At 70.3% G+C, this 21,901-nt stretch carries 10 protein-coding genes; 6 read left to right on the top strand and 4 right to left on the bottom strand.

The window, feature by feature from the left end:
• Positions 1-112 precede the first annotated feature (112 nt).
• Both ggt and HNQ52_RS07305 read left to right on the top strand, forming a co-directional pair.
• A complete protein-coding gene (gene ggt, locus HNQ52_RS07310; RefSeq protein ID WP_183960443.1) occupies positions 113-1,813 on the top strand; it encodes a gamma-glutamyltransferase in 1,701 nt (566 codons plus the stop codon).
• 60 nt (positions 1,814-1,873) lie between these two features.
• On the top strand, positions 1,874-2,974 hold the full coding sequence (locus HNQ52_RS07305; RefSeq protein ID WP_183960442.1) for a hypothetical protein: 1,101 nt from the start codon (positions 1,874-1,876) through the stop codon (positions 2,972-2,974).
• An 80-nt stretch (positions 2,975-3,054) separates the two neighbouring features.
• On the opposite strand, the gene HNQ52_RS07300 is transcribed toward HNQ52_RS07305, so the two are convergent.
• Positions 3,055-6,402 carry a putative Ig domain-containing protein gene (locus HNQ52_RS07300; protein WP_183960441.1) on the bottom strand — a complete coding sequence of 1,116 codons (3,348 nt, stop codon included), beginning with the start codon at positions 6,400-6,402 and terminating at the stop codon, positions 3,055-3,057.
• A gap of 459 nt (positions 6,403-6,861) precedes the next feature.
• Here HNQ52_RS07300 and HNQ52_RS07295 point away from each other — a divergent pair, with 459 nt between their 5' ends.
• Together HNQ52_RS07295 and HNQ52_RS07290 are read left to right on the top strand one after the other, a co-directional pair.
• Positions 6,862-7,518, top strand: a complete 657-nt coding sequence (locus HNQ52_RS07295) for a protein-L-isoaspartate O-methyltransferase family protein (RefSeq protein ID WP_183960440.1) — start codon at positions 6,862-6,864, stop codon at positions 7,516-7,518.
• A gap of 52 nt (positions 7,519-7,570) precedes the next feature.
• Positions 7,571-9,079 (top strand): TolC family outer membrane protein, encoded by a 1,509-nt coding sequence (locus HNQ52_RS07290; protein ID WP_183960439.1) that lies wholly within the window; start codon positions 7,571-7,573, stop codon positions 9,077-9,079.
• A gap of 118 nt (positions 9,080-9,197) precedes the next feature.
• Here HNQ52_RS07290 and waaA read toward each other — a convergent pair whose 3' ends face one another.
• On the bottom strand, positions 9,198-10,523 hold the full coding sequence (waaA, locus tag HNQ52_RS07285) for a lipid IV(A) 3-deoxy-D-manno-octulosonic acid transferase (protein WP_343059235.1): 1,326 nt from the start codon (positions 10,521-10,523) through the stop codon (positions 9,198-9,200).
• 188 nt (positions 10,524-10,711) lie between these two features.
• Between waaA and HNQ52_RS07280 the strand changes: the two genes are divergently transcribed.
• A complete protein-coding gene (locus HNQ52_RS07280) occupies positions 10,712-11,047 on the top strand; it encodes a metalloregulator ArsR/SmtB family transcription factor (protein WP_183960438.1) in 336 nt (111 codons plus the stop codon).
• A 28-nt stretch (positions 11,048-11,075) separates the two neighbouring features.
• Positions 11,076-11,966: an SRPBCC family protein gene (locus HNQ52_RS07275; protein WP_183960437.1), complete on the top strand. Its 891-nt coding sequence runs from the start codon at positions 11,076-11,078 to the stop codon at positions 11,964-11,966.
• Positions 11,967-11,979: 13 nt separating this feature from the next.
• Here HNQ52_RS07275 and cfa read toward each other — a convergent pair whose 3' ends face one another.
• Together cfa and HNQ52_RS07265 are read right to left on the bottom strand one after the other, a co-directional pair.
• Complete coding sequence (gene cfa, locus HNQ52_RS07270; RefSeq protein WP_183960436.1) at positions 11,980-13,098, bottom strand: cyclopropane fatty acyl phospholipid synthase; 1,119 nt, start codon at positions 13,096-13,098, stop codon at positions 11,980-11,982.
• Positions 13,099-13,174: 76 nt separating this feature from the next.
• The gene (locus HNQ52_RS07265) at positions 13,175-21,841 is read right to left on the bottom strand and encodes a glycoside hydrolase family 94 protein (protein ID WP_425486480.1); all 8,667 of its coding nucleotides are present in this window, start codon (positions 21,839-21,841) and stop codon (positions 13,175-13,177) included.
• Positions 21,842-21,901: the final 60 nt, after the last annotated feature.

The raw sequence follows: 21,901 nt of genomic DNA, 5'->3' as shown, positions 1-21,901 counted from the left end.
AGAGGCTCCGCGACCGGCGTTTCGAACATTACGCGCCGGGACCGGTCGCGGATGCAGGCCACGGGGCAATGCCGGCTATCATCGGGCGTCCATCGCCGACGGGAATCGTTCGATGCAACGCCTGCTCCTGCTCGCCCTCATCGGGGTCGCCACCGGCGCGTCTGGCGCCGACCGCATCACCGGCGCGCCGTTCGCGACGCGTTCGGAGGTGTTCGCGCCGCACGCGATGGCGGCCACCTCGCACCCGCTCGCGACGCAGATCGCGCTGCAGACGATGCGCGACGGCGGCAGCGCCGTGGATGCCGCGATTGCCGCAAACGCCGCGCTAGGGCTGATGGAACCCACCGGCAACGGCATCGGCGGCGACCTCTTCGCCATCGTCTGGGATCCGACGACGCGGAAGCTGCACGGCTACAACGGCTCGGGCCGCTCGCCGAAGGCGCTGACCATGCAGCACTTCCGCGATCTGGGGCTCGCCGACATCCCGCCGCACGGTCCGCTGCCGGTGAGCGTGCCGGGCGCGGTGGACGGCTGGTTCGCGCTGCACGGGCGCTTCGGCAAGCGCACGATGGCGCAGAACCTCGCACCGGCCATCCGCTACGCGCGCGACGGCCATCCGGTGCACGAGACCATCGCGTATTACTGGAATCTGTCGGTGCCGCGCCTGGCGAAATGGCCGGGCTTCACCGAGCAGTTCACGATCGACGGCCGGGCGCCGCGCACGGGCGAGGTGTGGAAGAACCCGAACCTCGCCAAGACGCTGGAGACGATCGCGAACGGTGGCCGCGACGCGTTCTACACCGGCACCATCGCACGCACGATCGACGCCTACTTCCGCGCCAACGACGGCTTCCTGCGCTACGAGGACCTCGCGGCGCACCGCGGCGAGTGGGTCGAGCCGGTGTCGACGAACTACCGCGGCTATGACGTGTGGGAACTGCCGCCGAACGGCCAGGGCATCGCCGCGCTGCAGATGCTCAACATCCTCGAAGGCTACGACCTCAAGGGCTACGGCTTCGGCAGCGTCGAACACATGCACCTGATGACCGAGGCGAAGAAGCTCGCCTTCGCCGACCGCGCGCGCTGGTACGCCGATCCGGCGTTCCAGGACGTGAACATCGGAAAGCTGATCTCCAAACCCTACGCCGAATCGCGCCGCGCGCTGATCTCGATGGACACCGCGCTGAAGGAAGTGCAGCCCGCCACGCCGCAGGAACTCGAACAGGGCGACACCATCTACCTCACCACCGCCGATGACGACGGCATGATGGTCTCGCTGATCCAGAGCAACTACCGCGGCATGGGCAGCGGCATGGCGCCGCCGGGCCTGGGCTTCATCCTGCAGGACCGCGGCGAAATGTTCGTGCTGAAGGACGGCCACCCGAACAGCTACGCGCCCGGCAAGCGTCCGTTCCAGACCATCATCCCCGCCTTCGTCACGAAGGACGGCAGGCCCTGGCTGAGCTTCGGCGTGATGGGCGGCGCGATGCAGCCGCAGGGCCACGTGCAGATCCTCGTCAACCTCATCGACTTCGGCATGAACCTGCAGGAAGCCGGCGACGCGCCGCGCATGCACCACGACGGCTCCACCGAACCGACCGGCCAGAACACCGCGATGAGCGACGGCGGCGTGCTGGAGATCGAGAGCGGCTTCCCGCACGACAGCGTGCGCGCGCTGATGCGCCGCGGCCACGTGGTGAAGTTCGCCGACGGCCCGTACGGCGGCTACCAGGCCATCGCGCGCGATCCGGCCACCGGCGTGTATGCCGGTGCCTCGGAGAGTCGCAAGGACGGGCAGGCGGCGGGGTACTGACGCGGTCACGTCGGCACGGCGTTTGACGTCGGGGCCGTGTCCGTTCGCCGGGAGCATCCCATGCCGCAGATGCGTCGCACCGCCCTGACCCTTGCGCTGGCACTGGCGCTGCCGACCGGCGTGCGCGCGCTGGAGCGCCCAGCGGACCTGGGACAAGGCGACGAAGATGCGCTGCACACCGCCTATCTTGCCGAGGTGGCGAGCACGCTCGCCGGCTCGGCCGACGCCTTCGAGCGGATGGTGGCGGCCGCGCTGCTCGGCGATCCCGGCGTGGCGGCACGCGCGCGGCAGGCGCTGGCGTCCGACGACGGCGCGGCGCTCCGCGACGCGCTGGTCGCCGACGCGCTGCAGGACGCCGGCGACGATCCGCTGGTGTGGTGGAGTGCCGTGCTCGATTGTCCCGCCGCCACGTCGGCCGTCTGCAAACGCGACTTGGCACTGGCGCGCCTGCGCGCGATCGAGCCCGACAATGTTTTCGTGTGGCTGGTCGATCTGCCGGCGCTTGCGCAGCAGGCCGAATCCGTCGACGCGGCGCTCGCGCGTGCGGCCGCGGCCACGCGCTTCGACGTGCATGCCGTCGAACGCGTGCTTCGCCTGGTCGCCGCGTTTGCGCGCGTCGAACCCGACGCGGCGTGGCTCGCCGCAATGGCGCACGACCCGGCGGCGACGGCCACGCCCGCCGCGGCCAGTGCGTTCGCCGCCGTCGGCATCGCGCTGGGCGACGCGCTCCCGCCGATCTCGCCGCTGATGCAGCAGTGCAGGCAGGACGCGATCGCGCGCGTGCCGGCGCGCGGCGACACCTGCCGGACCATCGCCCGCACCCTGGTCGACGCCTCCGATTCGATGCTCGGCGCCATGCTCGGCACCGGCCTGGCGCTGGAGCTTGCGCGGACCGCGGACGAACGCAGCGCGGCCGTCGCCGCGCGACGCGACCTGCTCTGGCTGGCCGCGGCCTCCGGCGAACTGGAATCCGCCCTCGCGACGGACGGCGAGCGGGTGGCCGACCACCTCGCGCGCTGGAACGCACCGGGCGCCACCGAGCTGTCGGCGCTGCGTTCGCTGCTGATCGAGAACGGGCTGCCGTTGCAGGCGCCCGACGCCTGGACGCCACCGGGTCGCTGGGCGCCGGACGGCGGGCCCGTCCCGATCCGCACCCGCTGAAACGCAAGACGCCGCCGGAATCGCTTCCGGCGGCGTCGTGTGCAGGCCCCGGGTCGCGAACGACCCGGGCGCGGTCGACCTCAGTCGCCCTCGAAGCCGTCCACGAAGATCACGTCGCCCGGCAGCGGGGTGACGGTCAGCGTGAAGGTCGCATCGGCGCTCAGTGCGTCGGGCGTGTCTTCCGTGGCGGTGACGGTGACGACGGAATCGCCCTCGTCGCCCGCCGCCGGGGTGCCGCTGATCACGCCGGTGACCGGATCGATGCTCGCCCACGCCGGCAGGCCGGTGGCCGAGAACACCAGGTCGTCGCCGTTCGGATCGCTGAACGCGGAACCGGCGTCGAGCGCGAGCGTCTGGCCCACCTCGATGCTGGTATCGCCGATCACGCCCGCCACCGGCGCAACGTTGCCTTCGACCACCGTCAGGTCGAACGTGGCATCGGCCGTGCCGCCGTCCGGATGATCTTCGGTGGCCGTGACCGTGACGCTGGTCGTGCCCACGTCCGCCGCGGTCGGGGTGCCGCTGATCACGCCGGTGACCGGATCGATGCTCGCCCATGCCGGCAGCGTCGCCGAATAGGAGAGCGTGTCGCCGTTCGGGTCGGCGAAGAAGCCGCTGACGTCGAAGCTGAAGGCGCCGTCGACGGCCGCCTCCTGCGGCGGGATCGTACCGGCCGTCGGCGGTTCGTTCGCGGCCACCACCGAGAGCGTGAAGCTCTCGTCCGCGCTGAAGGCGTCCGGCGTGTCCTCGGTCGCGGTCACGGTGACCACGGAATCGCCGATGTCGCCGATCGCCGGCGTGCCGGTGATCTCGCCGGTGAGCGGATCGATGATGGCCCAGCCCGGCAAGCCGGTGGCCGAGAACGCCAGGTCGTCGCCGTTCGGATCGCTGAACGCGGCGCCCGCGTCGTAGCTCAGCGCCTCGCCCACTTCCACGGTCGCGTCGGCGAGCGGCTCGGACTCCGGCGCTTCGTTGACGGCCGGGGTCGTGGTCGGCAGCAGGCACCAGCTCACGAGGCTGCCGGTGTCGATACCGACGTTGTCGCTGATGTTGACCGTCCAGGTGCCGGCCAGATCCATGCCGTCGAAGCCGGCGAGCGGATTGTTCGGCGTGTAGTGCTCACCGACGACGTACGCCGGGGTGGCGTTGGCGCAGTTGTTCTCCGCCGAAAGCGTCGCGGCATCGTCGAGGACGATGTCGGCGTCGTTGCCGTTGCAGCCGTTGGTGCTGGCGGGCACGCCCGGGCGATCGAACAGCACGACGGTGGTGGTGTCCTTGGTGAGCGAAATGCGGACGTCGCCCATCCAGGTGTGGGCCACGTTCATGCCGAACTGCAGATCGGTGATGGTGCCCGAATCGGGGATGACGATCTGGCTCGTCACGCCGGCCGGCACGTTGTCCGGAATCGCGAGGTTCGGGGTCAGGCAGTACTGCAGGCCGGTCTCGAACGAGAACACTGCCGAAGCGACGCCGTCGCCGCAGCTGTTGGACGCGATCACGCGCCAGAAGTACTCGGTTTCGACACTCAGGCCGGGCACCTGCACCGAGGTGGCGTCGGTGACCGTCTCGTCGAATTCCGGACTGCTGAAGTCGCTGTTGTCGTCGACCTGCACCTGGTAGGACACGGCGCTCGCGACCGCCGACCACTGCAGCGTGGCCGTCGTCGACAGGCCGGTCGCACCGTCGGCGGGCGCGGTCAGCGTCGCTGCGGCGGGCACGCCCGCGGCCACGGTCAGCGGCAGGTTCTTGCTCACCGTGTCGACGCCGTCGGTGGCTTCCACCTGGGCCGTGTACGCGCCGCTGGCGACGCCGGCAAGACCGCTGATGGTCAGCACGGCACTGCCGGGCGGCTCGACGGTGGAATCGTCATAGCTGCCCGAGGCGCCTGCCGGCAGGTTGGCCACGCTCAGCGTCACCGTGTCCGTGAAGCCGGGTTCTTCCTGCGTGACATCGACATCCACCACGGCGCTGCCGTCGGCGGCGCAGACCTCGAGCGCGGGCGGGTCGAGCACCACGTTGAACGGCGCCTCGATCTCGTTGCGGCCGTCGATGACGAGCGTGCCGGTGTTGTCCGGATCGAGCCAGTCGCGCAGCTGGGTGGCGGCGGTGCCGCCGGCAGCCCAGGAGACCGCGACGCGGCCGTACCAGTCCGAGGTCTGGCTGCTGCACGAGGCGAAGCCGCCGTGCAGCTGGCCGACGATGCGCTTTTCCGGGCTGAACAGCGGCGAGCCCGACGAGCCGCCTTCGGTGGTGCCCAGGTCCCAGTCGGTCACGCGCAGGTGGGTGCCGTCGCCGGGCACCGCGTTCTGCAGGTAGGTCGTGATCGTGGTCGGATCGTTTTCGAAGCTGATGCGCTTCTCGTCGACGCCCGGATGATGGATCGCGACGGCCGACGAGGTGGCCTGGTCGCGCGCATCGATGCCGGCCCAGTACGGGTTGTACGACGGATCGACCGGATCGTCGAACTCCACCAGGGTGAAGTCGGACGCGGCGCGGTTGGCGCGGAAGATCGCACCGGTGTTGAACTGCGTACGCGTGCCGTCGCCGGCACCGCCCGACGCGCCGCTGCCGGGAACGCGGCAGGTCGAGTTCTCGAAGTTCCAGTACGCCACCATGCCGGCGGCGCCCGCCACCGAGCCGAAGCTGCAGTGCGCGGCGGTGAGGAAATACGGCGTCAGGTCGCCGTTGACGTTGTTGACGAGCGCACCGCTGCACTGGTCGGTGCCATTGAGCGTCAACGCCGCCACCGAGCGGATCTCCTCGCGCCAGTCGTCGCCTTCGGGACAGACCACGTCGACGTTGCATGCGCCGGACTTGGCGAACCACGGGATCTCGCCCAGACCGCGGTAGCCGTGGTTGATCGAACCGATTTCGAGCTTGACGTCGTCGACCGCCTTGGCCGGCACGGTCAGAACCACGGTGACCTGGTCGCCCTTCACCAGCGGGGTCCAGAGCTGGCCATGCTTGTCGTTGTCGGCGGCGGTGAAGCTGCGGAACTCGGCCTTGCCGGCGGCGTTGAGCAGGGTCAGTTCGGCGCCTTCTGGCAGCTGGAAGCGCGAGAAGCCGAGATTGATCGAGAGCGCGTCCTTGGAGCCGAGCACCAGGCGCCAGCGCTTGATGCCTGCGCTCGGTTCGTCCCAGGTGCCGTATTGCGCCGGCGCGATCTTGTTGGTGTGCGCAATGGCGAAACGCGTGACCGGCTGGCCCGCGTCCATCTTCTTGATGTCCTGCAGTTCGACCCAGTCGCGGTCGATGCCCGGCGTGTTGACCTGCTGGATCCCGAGGTGGTTGGTCGTGACGCCCCAGCCGCCCTTGCCGTCGGCGAATTTCTGTTGCGCCAGCGCGGCGCCCGTCGGCGCGGCGCACAGCGCGGCAAGCGCCAGTGCCAACGCCCGGCAACGCGATGCCGGAGATTGTTTCGTCTGCATTCGTGTCTCCCAGATGCTTTGAAGTGGAGCGCCCCTGCTCACCCGCCGTTTCCGAAAAATCGTGCATTTGCCGCCGCGTCCCGGGCAGGTTCGCAAGCGGAACCTTTGCGCCGTCCCGATGTCCCCGGCCCCCCAAGCCTAGTTCAAAGCTGCGGAGGCGGTCGAGTGAAAAGTGTGACGTATTTCACACTTTTGGACACCGATCGGACCGGCGCTGACCTTTTTCCTCGGCTCCTTACGTATGGCCAGTCCCCTGCACGCAGGTCGCAGCCGCGCCTGCGGCCAGCGGAAGCGCGGCCCGGCAGCCGGTCCCGCCTTGACGCCGCCGCGTCGAACGTCCCGGTGACTTCCGGCACTACGGCCTGCGGGCCGCGACGGCGAAGCTTTCTTTGCCCATGATGCGGTGCGGCACTAGAATTTCGCTCCCTTCCCGCCGCGCACCGCCCCAAGGATTCCGCCATGCCCATCGATTTCGAACTCGCGCGCCACGCGATGGTGGAGCAGCAGGTGCGGCCGTGGGAGGTGCTCGATCCGCGCGTGCTCGACACGCTGGCCACGCTGCGGCGCGAGGACTTCGTGCCGTCGCGCCACCGCCGCCTCGCGTTCACGGACATGGCGCTGCCGCTGGAGCACGGCGAATCGATGATGAAGCCCGTGGTCGAAGGCCGGCTGCTGCAGGCGCTGGACATCTCGCCCGAGGACGAGGTGCTGGAAATCGGCACCGGCAGCGGCTTTCTGACCGCGTGTCTGGCGCGGCTCGCGCGCGACGTGCACAGCATCGACATCCATGCCGACTTCGTCGAACGCGCGCGCGACCGCCTCGCCGCGACGGGTCTTGCCAACGTGCGCGTGGAAGTGGCCGACGCCCTCGGATTCGCGCCCGGCCGGCAGTTCGACGCAGTCGCCGTCACCGGCGCGGTCACGGCCGTGCCGGCGGCGTTCCTCGCCTGGCTCAAGCCCGGCGGGCGCCTGTTCGCGGTCCGCGGTCACGCACCGGCGCTGGAAGCCGTCCTGCTTCGCCACAACGGCGGCGTGGCGATGGCGCCGGAAAGCCTGTTCGAAACCGATCTGCCCTATCTGCGCGGTGCGGCACCCGTGGAACGTTTCGTGCTCTGACCGCATCCCTTCTATCCCGACGCTACGACCAACGCCTTTCCGAGGATTCCCGATGACCGCGCTGCCCCGCCTCCGCCCCCTGTGCGCCGCCCTGCTGCTGAGCTGCGCCGCCGGCGCCGCCCCGGCGGCCGACCTGATGCAGGCCTACGATCTGGCGCGCCAGAGCGATCCGCAGCTGGCCGCGGCCGACGCCAACCGGCTCGTCACGCAGGAAGGCGTGCCGCAGGCGCGGTCCAACCTGCTGCCGCAGATCAGCGCCTCCGCCGGCTACAACCGCACCCGCAGCGACAGCGAGGGCTCGCGCGTCATCTCGATCGATCCGCCGATCATCTCGACCCAGGCCGGTTCGTCCGAAAACAGCTCGCGCAGCTACGGCATCGACCTCACCCAGAGCATCTACGACCACCGCAACTACACCAACCTGCGCGCCAGCCGCTCGCGCTCGGCCGGCGCCGACGCGACCTACGATGCCGCCAACGACGCGCTGATGGTCCGCGTGGCCGAGGCCTACTTCAACACGCTCACCGCGATCGACTCGCTCGCGTTCGCACGCGCCGAGGAGCGCGCGGTGAAGCGCCAGCTCGACCAGGCCGACCAGCGCTTCGAGGTGGGCCTCACCGCCATCACCGACGTGCACGAGGCGCGCGCGCGCTACGACAGCTCGCGCGCCAACGCCATCGCCGCGGAAGTGTTCCTCGACGACGCGCGCGAGGCGCTGACCGAAATCACCGGCCAGGCCATGACCAACCTGCAGGGCCTGAGCGACGATTTCGCGCCGTCCAAGCCGGTGCCGGACGACATCGCGCGCTGGGTCGAGACCGCGCTTGCGGAAAACCCCACGCTGCTGGCGCAGGAATACGCCGTGCAGGCCGCCGGCCACGACATCTCCACCGCACGCGCCGGCCACCTGCCCTATCTCACCGGCTCGGCCAGCTACGGCAAGGGCTTCAACTGGGGCGAGTCGCGCAGCGGCGGCTTCACCGAGCCGAGCAACAACGAAGGCACCGACAAGACCATCGGCATCCAGCTCGTGGTGCCGATCTTCACCGGCGGCCTCACCCAGTCGCGCGTGCGCCAGGCCATCTACACCCGCGATGCGAACGAGGACGTGCTCGAACAGCAGCGCCGCGCCGTCACGCGCCAGACGCGCAACGCGTTCCGGTCGCTGCTCGCCGGCATCAGCGAGATCGAGGCGCGCCGCCAGGCACTGGTCTCCGCGCAAAGCGCGCTCGAAGCCACCGAAGCCGGTTTCGAGGTGGGCACCCGCACCATCGTCGACGTGCTGATCTCGCAGCAGACCCTGTTCTCCGCGCAGAGCGGCTACTCGACCTCGCGCCACAACTTCCTGGTCAACACGCTGCGCCTGAAGCAGGCCGCCGGCACGATCGCCATCAACGACGTGCAGGACGTGAACCGCAACCTGGTGCGCGATGCCGAAGCCGCGCTCGACCTGCCGCCGTCCGCGGACGGCAGTGCGATCACGCCGGACGGCGAGTCGCAGGTCGAGCCGGTGGAGCCGGTCGAGATCGAGCCGGTTCCGCAGGTGCCGCCGGGCGGCTGAGTCCCGCGCCCGCCGGGCCGCGTCATCGCGGGCGGTCCGGACGCGCGCGCGGGCATGTCCCGCGCGCTGCGGCGACCCGATCTCCGTGCGGGCGGCACGCCGGCCGCCCGCCGCACCGTCATCGACCGCGTCCCGACGACCTTCGCCTCGCGTCCGGGTTGCGCGTGATCGGCTGCTTGCCGGCCACCACGCGCTCGATGATGCGCAGCGTCCGCGCCACCGCGCCGCGCTGGCATTCGACCAGGCCCAGCGCCGCCGCACCCATCGCCTCGCGCTGCGCCGGATCGCCGAGCAGGCGCTGCACTTCCGCGGCAAGCGCGTCGGCATCGGGCACACGCAGCGCGGCGCCGCGTTCGAGCAGGGCGTCGGTCACCTCCTCGAAATTGAACGTGTGCGGGCCGACGATCACCGGCACGCCGAGCGCCGCGGGCTCCAGCACGTTGTGGCCGCCGATCGCTTCCAGGCTGCCGGCGACGAAGGCGATGTCGGCCGCGGCGCAGAACGGCACCAGTTCGCCGAGCGTGTCGATGACGAAGCACTGGGTCTGCGCATCGGCCATGCCCTCCTCGGTGCGGCACGCGGTGCGGAACCCGTAGCTGCGGCACAGCTGCGCCATCGGCCGGAACCGCTCGGGATGGCGCGGGGCGACGAGCAGCAGCGCGTCGGGAAACCGCCGCAGCACCTGCGAATGCGCCTCGATGATGGCCTGCTCTTCGCCCTCGTGCGTACTGGCGGCCATCCACGTGGGCCGGCCCGCGCCCCAGCGCTCGCGCCACGCGGCGGCCTGGCGCTTGAGATCGAGCGGCACGCGCATGTCGTATTTCACGTTGCCGACGATGTGCAGGCGTTCGGGGCGCGTGCCGAGCTCGAGGAAGCGTTCGGCGTCCTGCTGCGACTGCGCGGCGACGAAGGTGGCGCTGCGGATCGCCGCACGCGCCAGCGGGCGCACCGGCCCGTAGCCGTCGAGCGACTGGCGCGAGAGCCGCGCGTTCGCCACCACGATCGGCACGCCGCTGCGTTCGCACTCGCGGAACAGGTTGGGCCAGATCTCGGTTTCCATGATCACCGCCACGCGCGGCTGCACCCGGGTGAGAAAGCGGCGGATCGCGGCCGGCAGGTCGTACGGCAGGTAGACGTGGAACACGAGGTCGCCCCAGAGCTGGCGCACGCGGTCCGAGCCGGTGGGCGTGACCGTGGTGACGACGAAGGGATGGTCGGCGTAGCGCTCGCGCAGCGCGTCGATCAGCGGCGCGGCCGCGTTGACCTCGCCCACCGACACCGCGTGCACCCAGATCGAGCCGGTCATCTTCGGATCGGGAAAGAAGCCGAAGCGCTCGAACCAGCGCGAGAAATAGCCGCGCGCGCGCAGGCCGCGGAACGCGAGCCGGTAGAGGATCACCGGCGTCAGCAGGTACATCGTCAGGGTGTAGAGCGCCCGCATCATGGGGCGCGACCGCGGATCGGTGGCATCGGGCAAGGATAGCGGAGGGCCGGGAGCGAGGAACGAGTGATGAAATCAGCAGCGAGAAACGGGTGAAAAGCCGGCACGGACTCGTTCCTTGCTCCTCTTCACGCGTTCCTGCCCGGCCCCGACCCCTTGCAGACACGAGGGCAGCCGCCTAATGTAACCACATGGTTACACAGCAGCAGTCCGGCGCCGTGTTCGCCGCCATCGCCGATCCCACGCGCCGCGCGATTCTCGATCTGCTGCGCCGACAGGAACTGCGCGCCGGGGATCTGGCGCGGCATTTCCCGGTGAGCCGGCCGGCCATCGCCAGGCACATCGGCGTGCTGCGCCGCGCCGGCCTGCTGCACGAGCGGCGGCAGGCGCAGGCGCGGCTCTATTCGCTCGACGCCGCCGCGCTCGCCAGCGTGGACCGCTGGCTGGCGCCGTACCGCCTGTTCTGGAGCGCGCGCCTGAGCGATCTCAAGCGTGCGATCGAAGCCGACATCGATCTCTCCTCGTGACCTCCCTCCACCCGACCGGACGCAACGCATGACCGCCCTCGAAAACGACTTCGGCAGCGACTTCAAGGTCTCGCCCGAGACGCTGTTCGCGGCACTGACGGATCCCGACGCGCTGCGCGCATGGTTCGCCGAATCGGTGGACGTCGATGCGCGCCCCGACGGTCGCTTCCGCTTCTGGGGCCGTCACACCTACGCCGTGCCCACGCGCACCGACGCCACCCAGCAGCTGCTTGCGTTCGAGCCACCGCACCGCCTCGTCTTCACGTGGCCGATGCACGGCGAAACCGGCACCGTCGAACTGTTGCTGGCGCCTGGCGATGCGGACACGAACCCGGGCGGTACGCGCCTGCGCGCCGTGCACCGCTTCGCGCGCGCGCCAGCGATCGGCCGTGCGAAGGAACTGGTCGACGATCTCTGGCGCCTGTACTTCGGCAACCTGCAGGCCTGGCTCGATGGCGGCGCGGCAATCTCGCGCCCGGACTTCACCGATCCGGACCCTCGCGTCACCGCGTCCATCCTCATCGACGCGCCGCGCGAACGCGTGTTCGCCAGCTTCCTCGATCCGGCCAGCCTCGATCGCTGGATCGCGTCGGCGGCGCAGGTCGAGCCGCACGTCGGCGGCCGCTACAGCTACGGCTGGAACTACCGGATCGGCGAACGCGACGTGGCCGGCGGTCCATCCCGCATCCTCGAACTGGTCGAGAACGAGAAACTCGTGACCGACTGGCCGGACTGGCGCGGCGATCCGGACATGCCGCCGCAACGCATCACCTGGCTGTTCGCGAGCGAGGGCAGCGGCACGCGCGTCACGCTCGTGCACGAGGGCTTCACCCGCGCGGCCGACATCAGCGACTACCCGTTCGGCTGGGCGTTCTTCCTGGGCATGCTGCCGAAGGCATTCACGTCCGACGCGGCCTGAGCGAACCGGCGGCTCAGCGCAGGCTGCGGTAGCCGCCCGGCACGCCGCGCGGCGACAGCACCAGCTGCCACAGCTGGGTGCGGCGCGCGCGGAATCCGGCCGCGGCGGCCGCGAGGTAGTAACGCCACATGCGGCGAAAGCGTTCGTCGTAGCGCGCCGGGAGCGCCTGCCAGCGCGCCTCGATGTTGGCGCGCCACGCGCGCAGCGTGCGGACATAGTCGGCGCCGAAATTGTGCCAGTCCTCCAGCACGAACACGCCTTCGACCGCGCGCGCGATCTGCGCGGCGGACGGCAGCATCGAATTGGGAAAGATGTACTTCTCGATCCACGCGTCGGTGTGGTCGACACTCGCCTCGCCGCCGATGCTGTGCAGCAGGAAGAGGCCGTCGTCGTGCAGCAGCCGGCGCGCGGTCTCGAAATAGGTGCGGTAGTTGCGCACCCCGACGTGCTCGAACATGCCGATCGAGACGATGCGGTCGAAGCGGCCGTCGAGTTCGCGGTAATCCTGCGTGCGGATCTCGATCGGCAGCCCCGCGCAGCGCTCGCGCGCGTACGCCGCCTGCTCGCGCGAGATCGTGACGCCGACGCCGCTGACGCCGTACTCGCGCGCCGCGAACGCAAGCGCGGTACCCCAGCCGCAGCCGATGTCGAGCACGTGCATGCCGGGCGCGAACCCCAGCTTTTCGCAGACCAGGCGCAGTTTCGCGACCTGGGCGGCGTCCAGCGTGTCGGCCTCGCGCCAGTAGCCGCAGCTGTACTGCATGTGCGGGTCGAGCATCGCCGCGTACAGATCGTTGCCGAGGTCGTAGTGGCGCAGGCCCACGTCCCATGCACGCCGGCCCGCCTGCAGATTCAGCAGGCGCGCACGCAGCGCCGCCCACAGCTCGGCGCGGCCGTGCACGCGCTCGTCCAGCCGCGCGGCGACGAGGCGGAACAGGAGTTCGTCGAGGTCGGCGCTGTCCCACGCACCGTCCATGTAGCTCTCGCCGAAGCCGAGCGATCCCTGCGCAAGGACACGTGCGTAGAACCCCTCGTCGTGCACACGCAGATCGAACGGACGCGCGCCGTCGGTGCGCACGTCGGCGTGTGCGAGCAGGTCGGTGACGACGCGTCTGGACAGGGTCGAACGCATGGGAACCTCGCGCCGCCATCCAAGCGCAAAGCGCCCCCGCACGCAAGCGCCGGCGTGCGCGACGACCCGGTCGCCATCACCGCGGCGGCCGCGGCCAGCGGACGTCCACGCGATGGGTGGCGCCATCGTCGCGGATCGGGAAGCGCAGTCCGTCCTGCGCCACGCCGTCCAGATGCAGGCTGGCGGGCAGCGCATCGATCTCGTTCGCGTCGACCTGGACCACCTCGATCGCGTACAGGCTTTCCCCGTGCCGGAAGCGGATGCGGTAGCCCGGCCAGTCCGCCGGGATGCACGGCTGCAACCGCAGCGTGTCGCCCTCGCGCTGCAGGCCGAGCAGGGACTCGGTCAGCAGGCGGTACATCCAGCCGGCCGAGCCGGTGTACCAGGTCCAGCCGCCGCGGCCCACGTGCGGGGCCACGCCGTAGACATCGGCCGCAAGCACGTACGGTTCCACCTTGTAGGTCGCCACGGCATCGGCGTCGCGCGCATGGTGCACCGGATTGATCATGCGCGCCAGTTCCCAGGCCTTCGCGCTGTCGCCCAGCTGCGCGAACGCCATCGCCGCCCACACCGCCGCGTGCGTGTACTGCCCGCCGTTTTCGCGCACGCCGGGCACGTAGCCACGGATGTAGCCGGGGTCCTTGGGCGTGGTGTCGAACGGCGGATCGAGCAGCTGGATCAGGCCGGCCTCGCGTTTGACGAGATGGCGATCCAGCGCCGCCATCGCCTCGTTCGCGCGCGCCGGATCGGCCGCGCCCGACAGCACGGACCAGCTCTGCGAAATCGAGTCGATGCGGCATTCGTCGCTCTGCTGCGAGCCCAGCGGCGTGCCGTCGTCGAACCACGCGCGCCGGTACCACGCGCCATCCCAGGCGTGCACCTCGATGTTGTCGCGCAAGCGCCGCGCGGCGTCGACGCAGTACGCCGCGAACGCGACGTCGCCGCGTTCGCGCGCGAGCGGCTCGAACTGCAGCAGCACGTGATGCAGGAAGAAGCCGAGCCACACGCTTTCCCCGCGCCCGGCGTCGCCGACGCGGTTCATGCCGTCGTTCCAGTCGCCGGTGCCGATCAGCGGCAGGCCGCGTTCGCCCAGCAGTTCGGTGCCCCGCCGCAACGCGAGCACGCAATGCTCGTAGAACGAGCGCTGCAGGCCCGACGCCAGCGGCAGGTCGTAGTAGGACTCCTCGTCCGCACCCACCGGCCGGCCTTCGACGAACGGCACCGGCTCGTCGAGCACGCGGGTGTCGCCGGTGATCTGCACGTAGCGGCAGGCGGCCAGCGGCAGCCAGAGGAAATCGTCGGAACAACGCGTGCGCACGCCGCGGCCCTGCGGCGGATGCCACCAGTGCAGCACGTCGCCCTGCGGGAACTGGTGCGCGGCGCTGAGCAGCAGATGCGAGCGGCTGAGTTCGGGCATCGCGTGCACCGTGGCCATGGTGTCCTGCAGCTGGTCGCGGAAGCCGAACGCGCCGCCGGACTGGTAATAGCCGCTGCGTGCGACGTAACGGCAGGCCAGGGTCTGGTACAGCAGCCAGCCGTTGGCGAGCACGTCGACGCTCGGCTCGGGCGTCTCCACGCGCACCGCATCGAGCGTGTCGCGCCAGTGGATGCGCACCGCCTCCAGCGCGTCGCGTGCCGCCGCGACGCCACGCGCGCGCTGCGCGATCTGCAGCGCGCCGCGCAGGTCGGTGCCGACGCCAAGCCGGAACGCGGTCTCGACCTGTTGTCCCGGCGCGAGATCGAACGGCACCTGCAGCGCCGCGCACGGATCAAGCCCGGCACCGAGGCGACCGGACAGGTGCCTGCGCCGCAACGCGTCGGGATCGGCAAGGCTGCCGTTGCGTCCGAGAAATTCGGTGCGGTCCGCGGTGAAGGTGCGCGTCGGACCGTCGACGTCGAAGAACGCGACGCGGCCGGCGAACTCGGTGTTGTACGGGTTGCGCGCGGTGAGCACGCCGGACGCGGCGTCGACGTCGCTGACCACGTGCATCTGCGATTTCGCGCGGATGTCGCCGAGCACCCACTCGACATAGCCGGTCGCCGACACGCGCCGCGGACGGCCGGACAGGTTGCGCAGCACCAGCACGGAAAACTTGACCGGCTGGTGCAGCGCCACGAACACCGTCAGCTCGCTCGCGATGCCGTCCTCGACGTGCTCGTACACGCTGTAGCCGAAGCCGTGGCGCGTGCGGTAGGTGCCGCTGCCGCGGCACGGGAGCGGCATCGGCGACCACACCCGTCCGCTGTCCTCGTCGCGCAGGTAGAAGGCTTCGCCGTCGGTGTCCGACACCGGATCGTTGTGCCATGGCGTGAGGCGGAACTCGTGCGCGTTCTCGAACCAGGTGTAGCCGGACGAGCTTTCGCTCACCACCGTGCCCAGCTGCATGTTCGCCATCACGTTCGACCACGGCGCCGGTGTCGCCGCGCCGTCGTGCAGCGCGATCGCGTACTCGCGGCCGTCGGGCGAGAAGCCGCCGGTGCCGTTGTCGAACTGGAGCGCATCGGTCGACGCGAACGGCCACGGCGTCGCGTCCGCGGACGCGTCCGCGGGCGGCGCGTCCGCCGTCGGCTCGATCAGCAACGGCACGGTGCGTTCGCGCGGCGCGCTGCGGCCCACCTGCGCCGCCAGCGTGCCGCGCTGGTCGCTGACGATGACGCGTGCGACGGTCTGCAGCAGGATCCGATCCTCGTGCGAAATCTGCTGCGCCGGCCGCACGAAGATGCCGCCGGGCCGATCGAGCACGTTGCCTTCGGGTCCGGCCGAGACCAGGCTCAGGATCTGCTCCTGCAACTGCTGGCGGTAACCGGCCTGGTCCTCGTTCCAGATCACCATGTCGACGTTCAGGCCTTTCAGGCGCCAGTACGCATGCGCCTGCACCATCTGGCGCACCAGTTCGATGTTGGCCGCGTCCGCGATCTGCACCAGCACGATCGGCAGGTCGCCCGAAATCGCATGCCCCCACAGCCCCGATTGCCCGCGCCGGTTCTGCAGCAGCACCGCGCTGTCGGCGCGCAGCAGCGCGTGGGTGTAGATCATCAGGCCCGCCAGCCGCTCGTACAGGCGCGCATCCGACTGCGAGGCATTGATCTGGCGCCGCACCACCTGGCTGTGCGTCCAGGCAAGATCGAACACGCGGTCCGCCAGGCGCCGGTCGCGGTACTTATCGATCAGCGCGAGGCAGGCATCGCGATCGCCGCCAACGCCGGTGACCATGTCGAGCATGGCGCTCTGGTCCGGCGCAAGCGTGATCCGCACGCGGATCGCGACGATGGGATCGAGCACCGACCCGTCCGAGTCGGACAGGGTCTCCTGTCGCGTCAGCGCCTGCGGGGCGCGCGGAGTGTTGCCGCGCCCGAGGAACCGCGCACGGTCGGTCTCGTAGGAAATCGCGTCGATGTCGGCGTAATGCACCGCCATCAGATGGAACATCCACGGCGGCACCTCGTGCTGCGACCGTGCGCGCCGCGTGCACAGCAGCGCCTGGCGTTCGCGCACGATCTTCGTCTGCACGAATAGGTTGCCGAAGGCCGGATGCATCTCGTCGGCGAGCGGCGGCGCCAGCACCACCTCGGCATAGGTCGTGATCTCGACCGTGCGGGACTGGCGCGAGCGGTTGACGATGCGCAGGCGGCGCAGCTCGATGTCGTCCTCGGCCGAGATCGCGATCTCCAGATGCGTGTCGAAGCCGCGGTTGCGACCGCGGAACTCGGCCTTGGCGTCGGAGAAGATCGCCTCGTACTGCTCGACCGCCACGCAGGTGGGCTGGAACGCGGCCGACCAGAAATCGCCGCTCGCCACGTCGCGCAGATAGCAGAACGTGCCCCAGTGGTCGCGCGTGCCGTCCTCGCGCCAGCGTGTGATGGCCATGTCGCGCTGCCGGCTGTAGCCGCCGCCGGCGCTCGTGAGCAGACCGTGGTAGCGGCCGTTCGACAACATCTGCACCGACGGCCGCGCCGTGCCGGGATTGCGGAACACGCGCAGATGCGTTTCCGGCGCCGGCAGCGCGGCGCGCGCGCCGGTGGTTTCGGCCTCGTGCGGATGGAACACGCCGGTGCGCGGGATGCGCTCCTGCAGCAGCAGCAGGGTCGCCTGGAACTCCGGATCGGCGACGAAGCGCTTCTGCATCGGCTGGTCGCGCAGGAGATAGTCCAGTGCAAGGAATCCCATGCCCTGGTGGTGCGCCATGTACGAACGCACCACGGCGAAGTCCTGCCCGCGCGGCACGCGCTGTGGCGTGTAGTCGATGGCCTCGAACAGGCCGAAGCGCCCGCCGAACCCGAGCTCGACCAGGCGCTGCAGGTTCTGGCATGCGGCATCGGGCGCCACCATCAGCGCCATCATCGAGGCGTACGGCGCGATGACCAGATCCTGCGCCAGGCCGCGCTTGAGCCCCAGACCCGGCACGCCGAACGCGCGGTACTGGTAGTTCATCTGCGCGTCGACGGTGTTGTAGCCCGACTCCGAAATGCCCCACGGCACGTCGCGCTGGCGGCCATACCGGATCTGCGCGGCAACCGAATGCTTCGCGGTCTGGTCGAGCAACGTATCGGGATAGCTCGGCATCACCAGCTGCGGCATCAGGTACTCGAACATCGAGCCGCTCCACGACAGCAGCGCCGCGTTGCCGTCGACCTCGGTCAGCAGCCGACCCAGCGCAAACCAGGTCTCCTGCGGCAGCTGGCCCTGCGCGATGGCGACGAACACGCCGAGCCTGGCTTCCGATGCGAGCAGGTCGTAGTGGCCGGCGTCGAGCCGGCGGTCGTCGACGTTGTAGCCGATCGACAGCAGATGATGCGCGCGGTCGTAGAGGAAGCCGTATTCCATCAGCGAGAACTGGCCGGCAACGTGCGCAAGCCGCTCCAGCTGCAGGATGCGTTCGCGTGCGCGGGCATGCACCACCGCGCCCTGCGTCGCGCCGCGCAAGGCGCGCAACGTCGGAATCGGACCGGCCGGCGGCGGCCCATCGTCGACGGCGTCGAGCCACGGCGCGAAAAACACCAGTTCGGCCTGCGCCGATTCGCAGGCATCGACCAGCGCTGCGCTCCAGTCGGGCTCGGCGAGTCCTGCAAGCCCATCCGTTGCAGCCGGCCACGCGGCACGGATCTCGCGTGCCTGCGCAGCGAGCTCGGCCAGCGTGCGTTCGGCACTGCGCAGCGTGTCCGGCGCCGCGCCGCGGGCGATGTCGAGCGTGGCGCGGAAGCGCACGATGGCGCGCTCGATCGCGTCGTCGGCCGACGGTGTCGCTCGGCGCGTTTCCTCCAGCACGCCCAGCGTGTCGGCGAGGCCGTCGAACGTGCTGCGCGCCAGGATCGGCGCGTCGATCAACGCCAGCAGGCCCTGTCGCAGGGTCAGCAGGTGGCCGGCAAGATTGCCGCTGTCGACCGTGGAAATGTAGCGCGGCGGCAACGGCTGCAGCGTGGCCGTGTCGTACCAGTTGTACAGGTGGCCGCGATGGCGCGGCATCGTCTCGATCGTGGCGAGGACGCGATCGGTGCGTTCGATGACGGCGCCGGTCTGCAGGTAGCCGAAATCGCGCGCCGCAAGGTTGGCGAGCAGCGAAAGACCGATGTTCGTCGGCGAGGTGCGGCGTGCGACGACGAAGGCCGGATGCTCCTGGATGTTGTCCGGCGGCAGCCAGTGGTCCTCGGCCCGGATCTGCGTCTCGAAAAACCCCCAGGTGCGGCGTGCAAGGCGGCCGAGGAAGGCCAGCTGCGGTGGCGAAAGCTGCGCGCGGCGCTGCTGCGGTGGACGCCCGAGCCACGCCATCAGCGCGGGCGAAACGATCCAGAGCGCGAGGATCGGCGCCGCCACCCACAGGGCCGTCGGATTCGCGCGCGCCAGCATCGCGCCGACGCACAGCGCGAACGCCGGACCGGGCCACATGCCGAGCAGCTCCGCGCGGCTGCCGCTGCCGAGCTTGCGTTCGACCTCGCTGGACGGATTCCACTGCAGCAAGCCGCGGCGCGTGACGCCCATGCGCCACAGCGTGCGGACGATCGCGCCGCTGCTGAAAAACGCCTCGTACGGCAGGCACGCAAGGTTCACCGCCGCGCGCCGCAGCTGGCGGCCGCTGGAGCGGAGCAGCGCGAGCAGATGCGTGTCGAGCGCCATGTCCGGCGGGCGCGTGGTCAGATCCCAGATCGCCGGCACCAGCACCGGCAACGCGAGCAGGCACAGCAGCCAGACGGTCCACGTCAACGGCGACGACAACAGCAGCCAGCCGAACACCAGCAGCGCGGTGGCGGCGAGCGGGACGAGGCTGCGGCGCAGGTTGTCGAGCAGCTTTCCGCGTGACAGCCACGACAGCGGATTGCGCTCCCGGGTTCCGTCCTGCAGCGGCACGCGCGGCAGCAGCCACGGCAGCAGCTGCCAGTCGCCGCGAATCCAGCGCGCGCGCCGTTTCACGTCGGCGGCATAGCGCGCCGGATAGTCCTCGTACAGGCGCACGTCGCTCACCAGTCCGGCGCGTGCGTAGCAGCCTTCGAGCAGGTCGTGGCTGAGCACGCGGTTGTCCGGCAGCCGACCGTGCAGCGCGTGCTCGAACGCATCCACGTCGTAGATTCCCTTGCCGACGAACGAGCCTTCGCCGAACAGGTCCTGGTAAACGTCGGAGACGGTGCGCGTGTACGGATCGATGCCCGGTTCGCTGCCGTACATGCGCGCATAACGCGACGCCACGCGTCCGCTCATGCTGCTGCCGACGCTCGGTTGCAGGATGCCGTAGCCGCGTGTCACGCGCCTGCGCCTTTCGTCGAACCGCGCGCGGTTGAGCGGGTGTGCGAGCGTGCCGACAAGCTCGCGCGCCGCGTCGCGCGGCAGGCGGGTGTCGCTGTCGAGCGTGATCACGTAGCGCACGTTGCTGAGTACGTCGACGTTACCCGCCGTGCGCAGGAAGGTGCCGCCCGGCACCCCGCCGCGCAGCAGGCGGTTGAGCGCGACGAGCTTGCCGCGCTTGCGTTCGCGCCCCATCCACACGCGCTCGCGCGCGTTCCATTCGCGCGGACGGTGGAACAGGAAGAAGCGATGGCCGTGTTCGGGCGCGTAACGCGCGTTGAGCAGATCGATCTGCCGCGCGGCGTGCGCGAGCAGCGCATCGTCCTCCGGCTGCACCTGGGTCGGAGCATCGAGGAAATCGGTCAGCAGGGCGAAGTGCAGGTGCGGATCGCGGTTCGCGAGAAAGCGCACCTCCAGGCCTTCGATCAGATCGTCGATGCCCGCGAGGCTGCCCAGCATGCTCGGCACCGCAACCAGGGTGCGCGCGTCGACGGGAATGCCCTCGGAAAAATCCAGCCGCGCCAGCGGTTGTGGCGCGACGCGGATCGTCGCGATCCAGTTCACCAGCGCGATGCCGAGCTCGCTGAAGGCGATGACGCCGAGCACCGCCAGCAGCGCCAGCAACGCCGTGCCCACGCGCTGGGCGTGCATTTCGGTGAGCATGCCCCAGGTGAAGGCCGCGGTGACGGCGGCGATCGGGAGCAGATACAGCGGCAACGGCGTTCGCCGCGCACGCAGCCGCGGCGCGCGTGTCGCACCGGTCGCGACCTCGGCCTGCAGACGCGTCACGCCGTCGTCGACCAGGTAGTAACCGACATGGGATTCCAGTGCGTCGGCCTGCGCACGGGCGCGCGCCAGCCGGAGCGCGGCGGCGGCGACCTCGACTTCGTCGATCGCGGCGCGCCGCGCGACGCCCTCCACCACGTGCCGATAGGCATCGCGTGTGCCGAAATCCATCCGGGCGTAGGTCCCGGACGGATCCTGGCGCAGGGTCTGTTCGACCACGCTCATGGTCTCGACGAATTCGCGCCAATCCATCTGGGCAAGGAAGCGCAGGCTGCCGATGCTGTTGCTGATCGACACCTGGTCGGCCGCCTGCTGCTGCGTTTCGGCATGCACCAGCGCCTCGACGCTCTGCTCGGCATCCGCCAGCCATTGGTCGATCCAGCTCGCCGGCATTGCCAGCGCGGTACTGCGTCCGTGCAGCCCGCGCGCAAGCTCGGCCACGAACGCGCCCGACATCGGCGGCGACGAGCGCGCCATGTCGGCCACCACCAGCACCACATCCTTGGGCGCGGCGTCGGCGGTGCGGTTCAGGCGTGCGGCCCAGTCGCCGGCGAGGCGATGGTCGGCAGCGTCGCGCATCACACGCACCGCCATGCGCCGCAGGTTCTCGATCAGCGCAAGACGCAGCATGATCGGAATCGCCCACAGTTCGCCCAGCCGCAGCGGTGTCACGGTCTGGTACGCGGCGACGAAGCGGCTCAGGGTTTCCGCATCGATGCGTCCGTCGCCGTGCGCGATGGCTTCGAGCGCGAGGTCGTAGACGCGCGGCAGCCCGGTGGACGGACCGCCGGCCAGCGACGGCAGCTGGCGGCTGTAGTCCTTCGGCAGATGCCGCCGCGCGATGCGGATCTGTTCCTCGATCAGGTAATAGTTGTCGAGCAGCCATTCGCCGGCCGGCGTGATGCGGATCTCGTCCTGCACCATGCGCGTGAGCAGGGTTCCGGCTTCGTCGAGCAGATGCTCGTTCTGCCGCAGGCGCGCCAGAAGCAGATCCGGTTGCGGCCGCGCATGCACGCGGTGCGACTGCGCGAGCGTGCGGCCGTGCTCTTCCATCTGCTCGGCGCTGAGCAAGCGCGAGCGCAGCGGCGCTTCGGCCACCGGTGCCGGGGCGCGCAGAGCGCCCTGCGCCAGGTGCCGGAGCCAACGCAACGGAAGGCCGAGAATCTTGCGGTTGCGCGGCATGCCACGTCCTGCCCTGGGCGATCGCTCGCCGGACCCGCAACAGTGCAACGGGACGCGCCG

It is taken from the genome of Chiayiivirga flava, assembly GCF_014202825.1.
In the GTDB taxonomy this organism is placed as follows: Bacteria; Pseudomonadota; Gammaproteobacteria; order Xanthomonadales; family Xanthomonadaceae; genus Chiayiivirga; species Chiayiivirga flava.
Note: the sequence above shows the minus strand (reverse complement) of the source record. Positions and strands in the feature narration are given on the sequence as shown.

What these genes read in the sequence shown, in the direction of transcription:
- ggt (WP_183960443.1), top strand. Translation starts at nt 113, where the DNA reads ATGCAACGCCTGCTCCTGCTCGCCCTCATCGGGGTCGCCACCGGCGCG.
- HNQ52_RS07290 (WP_183960439.1), top strand. Translation starts at nt 7,571, where the DNA reads ATGACCGCGCTGCCCCGCCTCCGCCCCCTGTGCGCCGCCCTGCTGCTG.
- HNQ52_RS07300 (WP_183960441.1), bottom strand. Translation starts at nt 6,402, where the DNA reads ATGCAGACGAAACAATCTCCGGCATCGCGTTGCCGGGCGTTGGCACTG.
- HNQ52_RS07295 (WP_183960440.1), top strand. Translation starts at nt 6,862, where the DNA reads ATGCCCATCGATTTCGAACTCGCGCGCCACGCGATGGTGGAGCAGCAG.
- HNQ52_RS07275 (WP_183960437.1), top strand. Translation starts at nt 11,076, where the DNA reads ATGACCGCCCTCGAAAACGACTTCGGCAGCGACTTCAAGGTCTCGCCC.
- HNQ52_RS07265 (WP_425486480.1), bottom strand. Translation starts at nt 21,841, where the DNA reads ATGCCGCGCAACCGCAAGATTCTCGGCCTTCCGTTGCGTTGGCTCCGG.
- HNQ52_RS07280 (WP_183960438.1), top strand. Translation starts at nt 10,712, where the DNA reads ATGGTTACACAGCAGCAGTCCGGCGCCGTGTTCGCCGCCATCGCCGAT.
- waaA (WP_343059235.1), bottom strand. Translation starts at nt 10,523, where the DNA reads ATGATGCGGGCGCTCTACACCCTGACGATGTACCTGCTGACGCCGGTG.
- HNQ52_RS07305 (WP_183960442.1), top strand. Translation starts at nt 1,874, where the DNA reads ATGCCGCAGATGCGTCGCACCGCCCTGACCCTTGCGCTGGCACTGGCG.
- cfa (WP_183960436.1), bottom strand. Translation starts at nt 13,098, where the DNA reads ATGCGTTCGACCCTGTCCAGACGCGTCGTCACCGACCTGCTCGCACAC.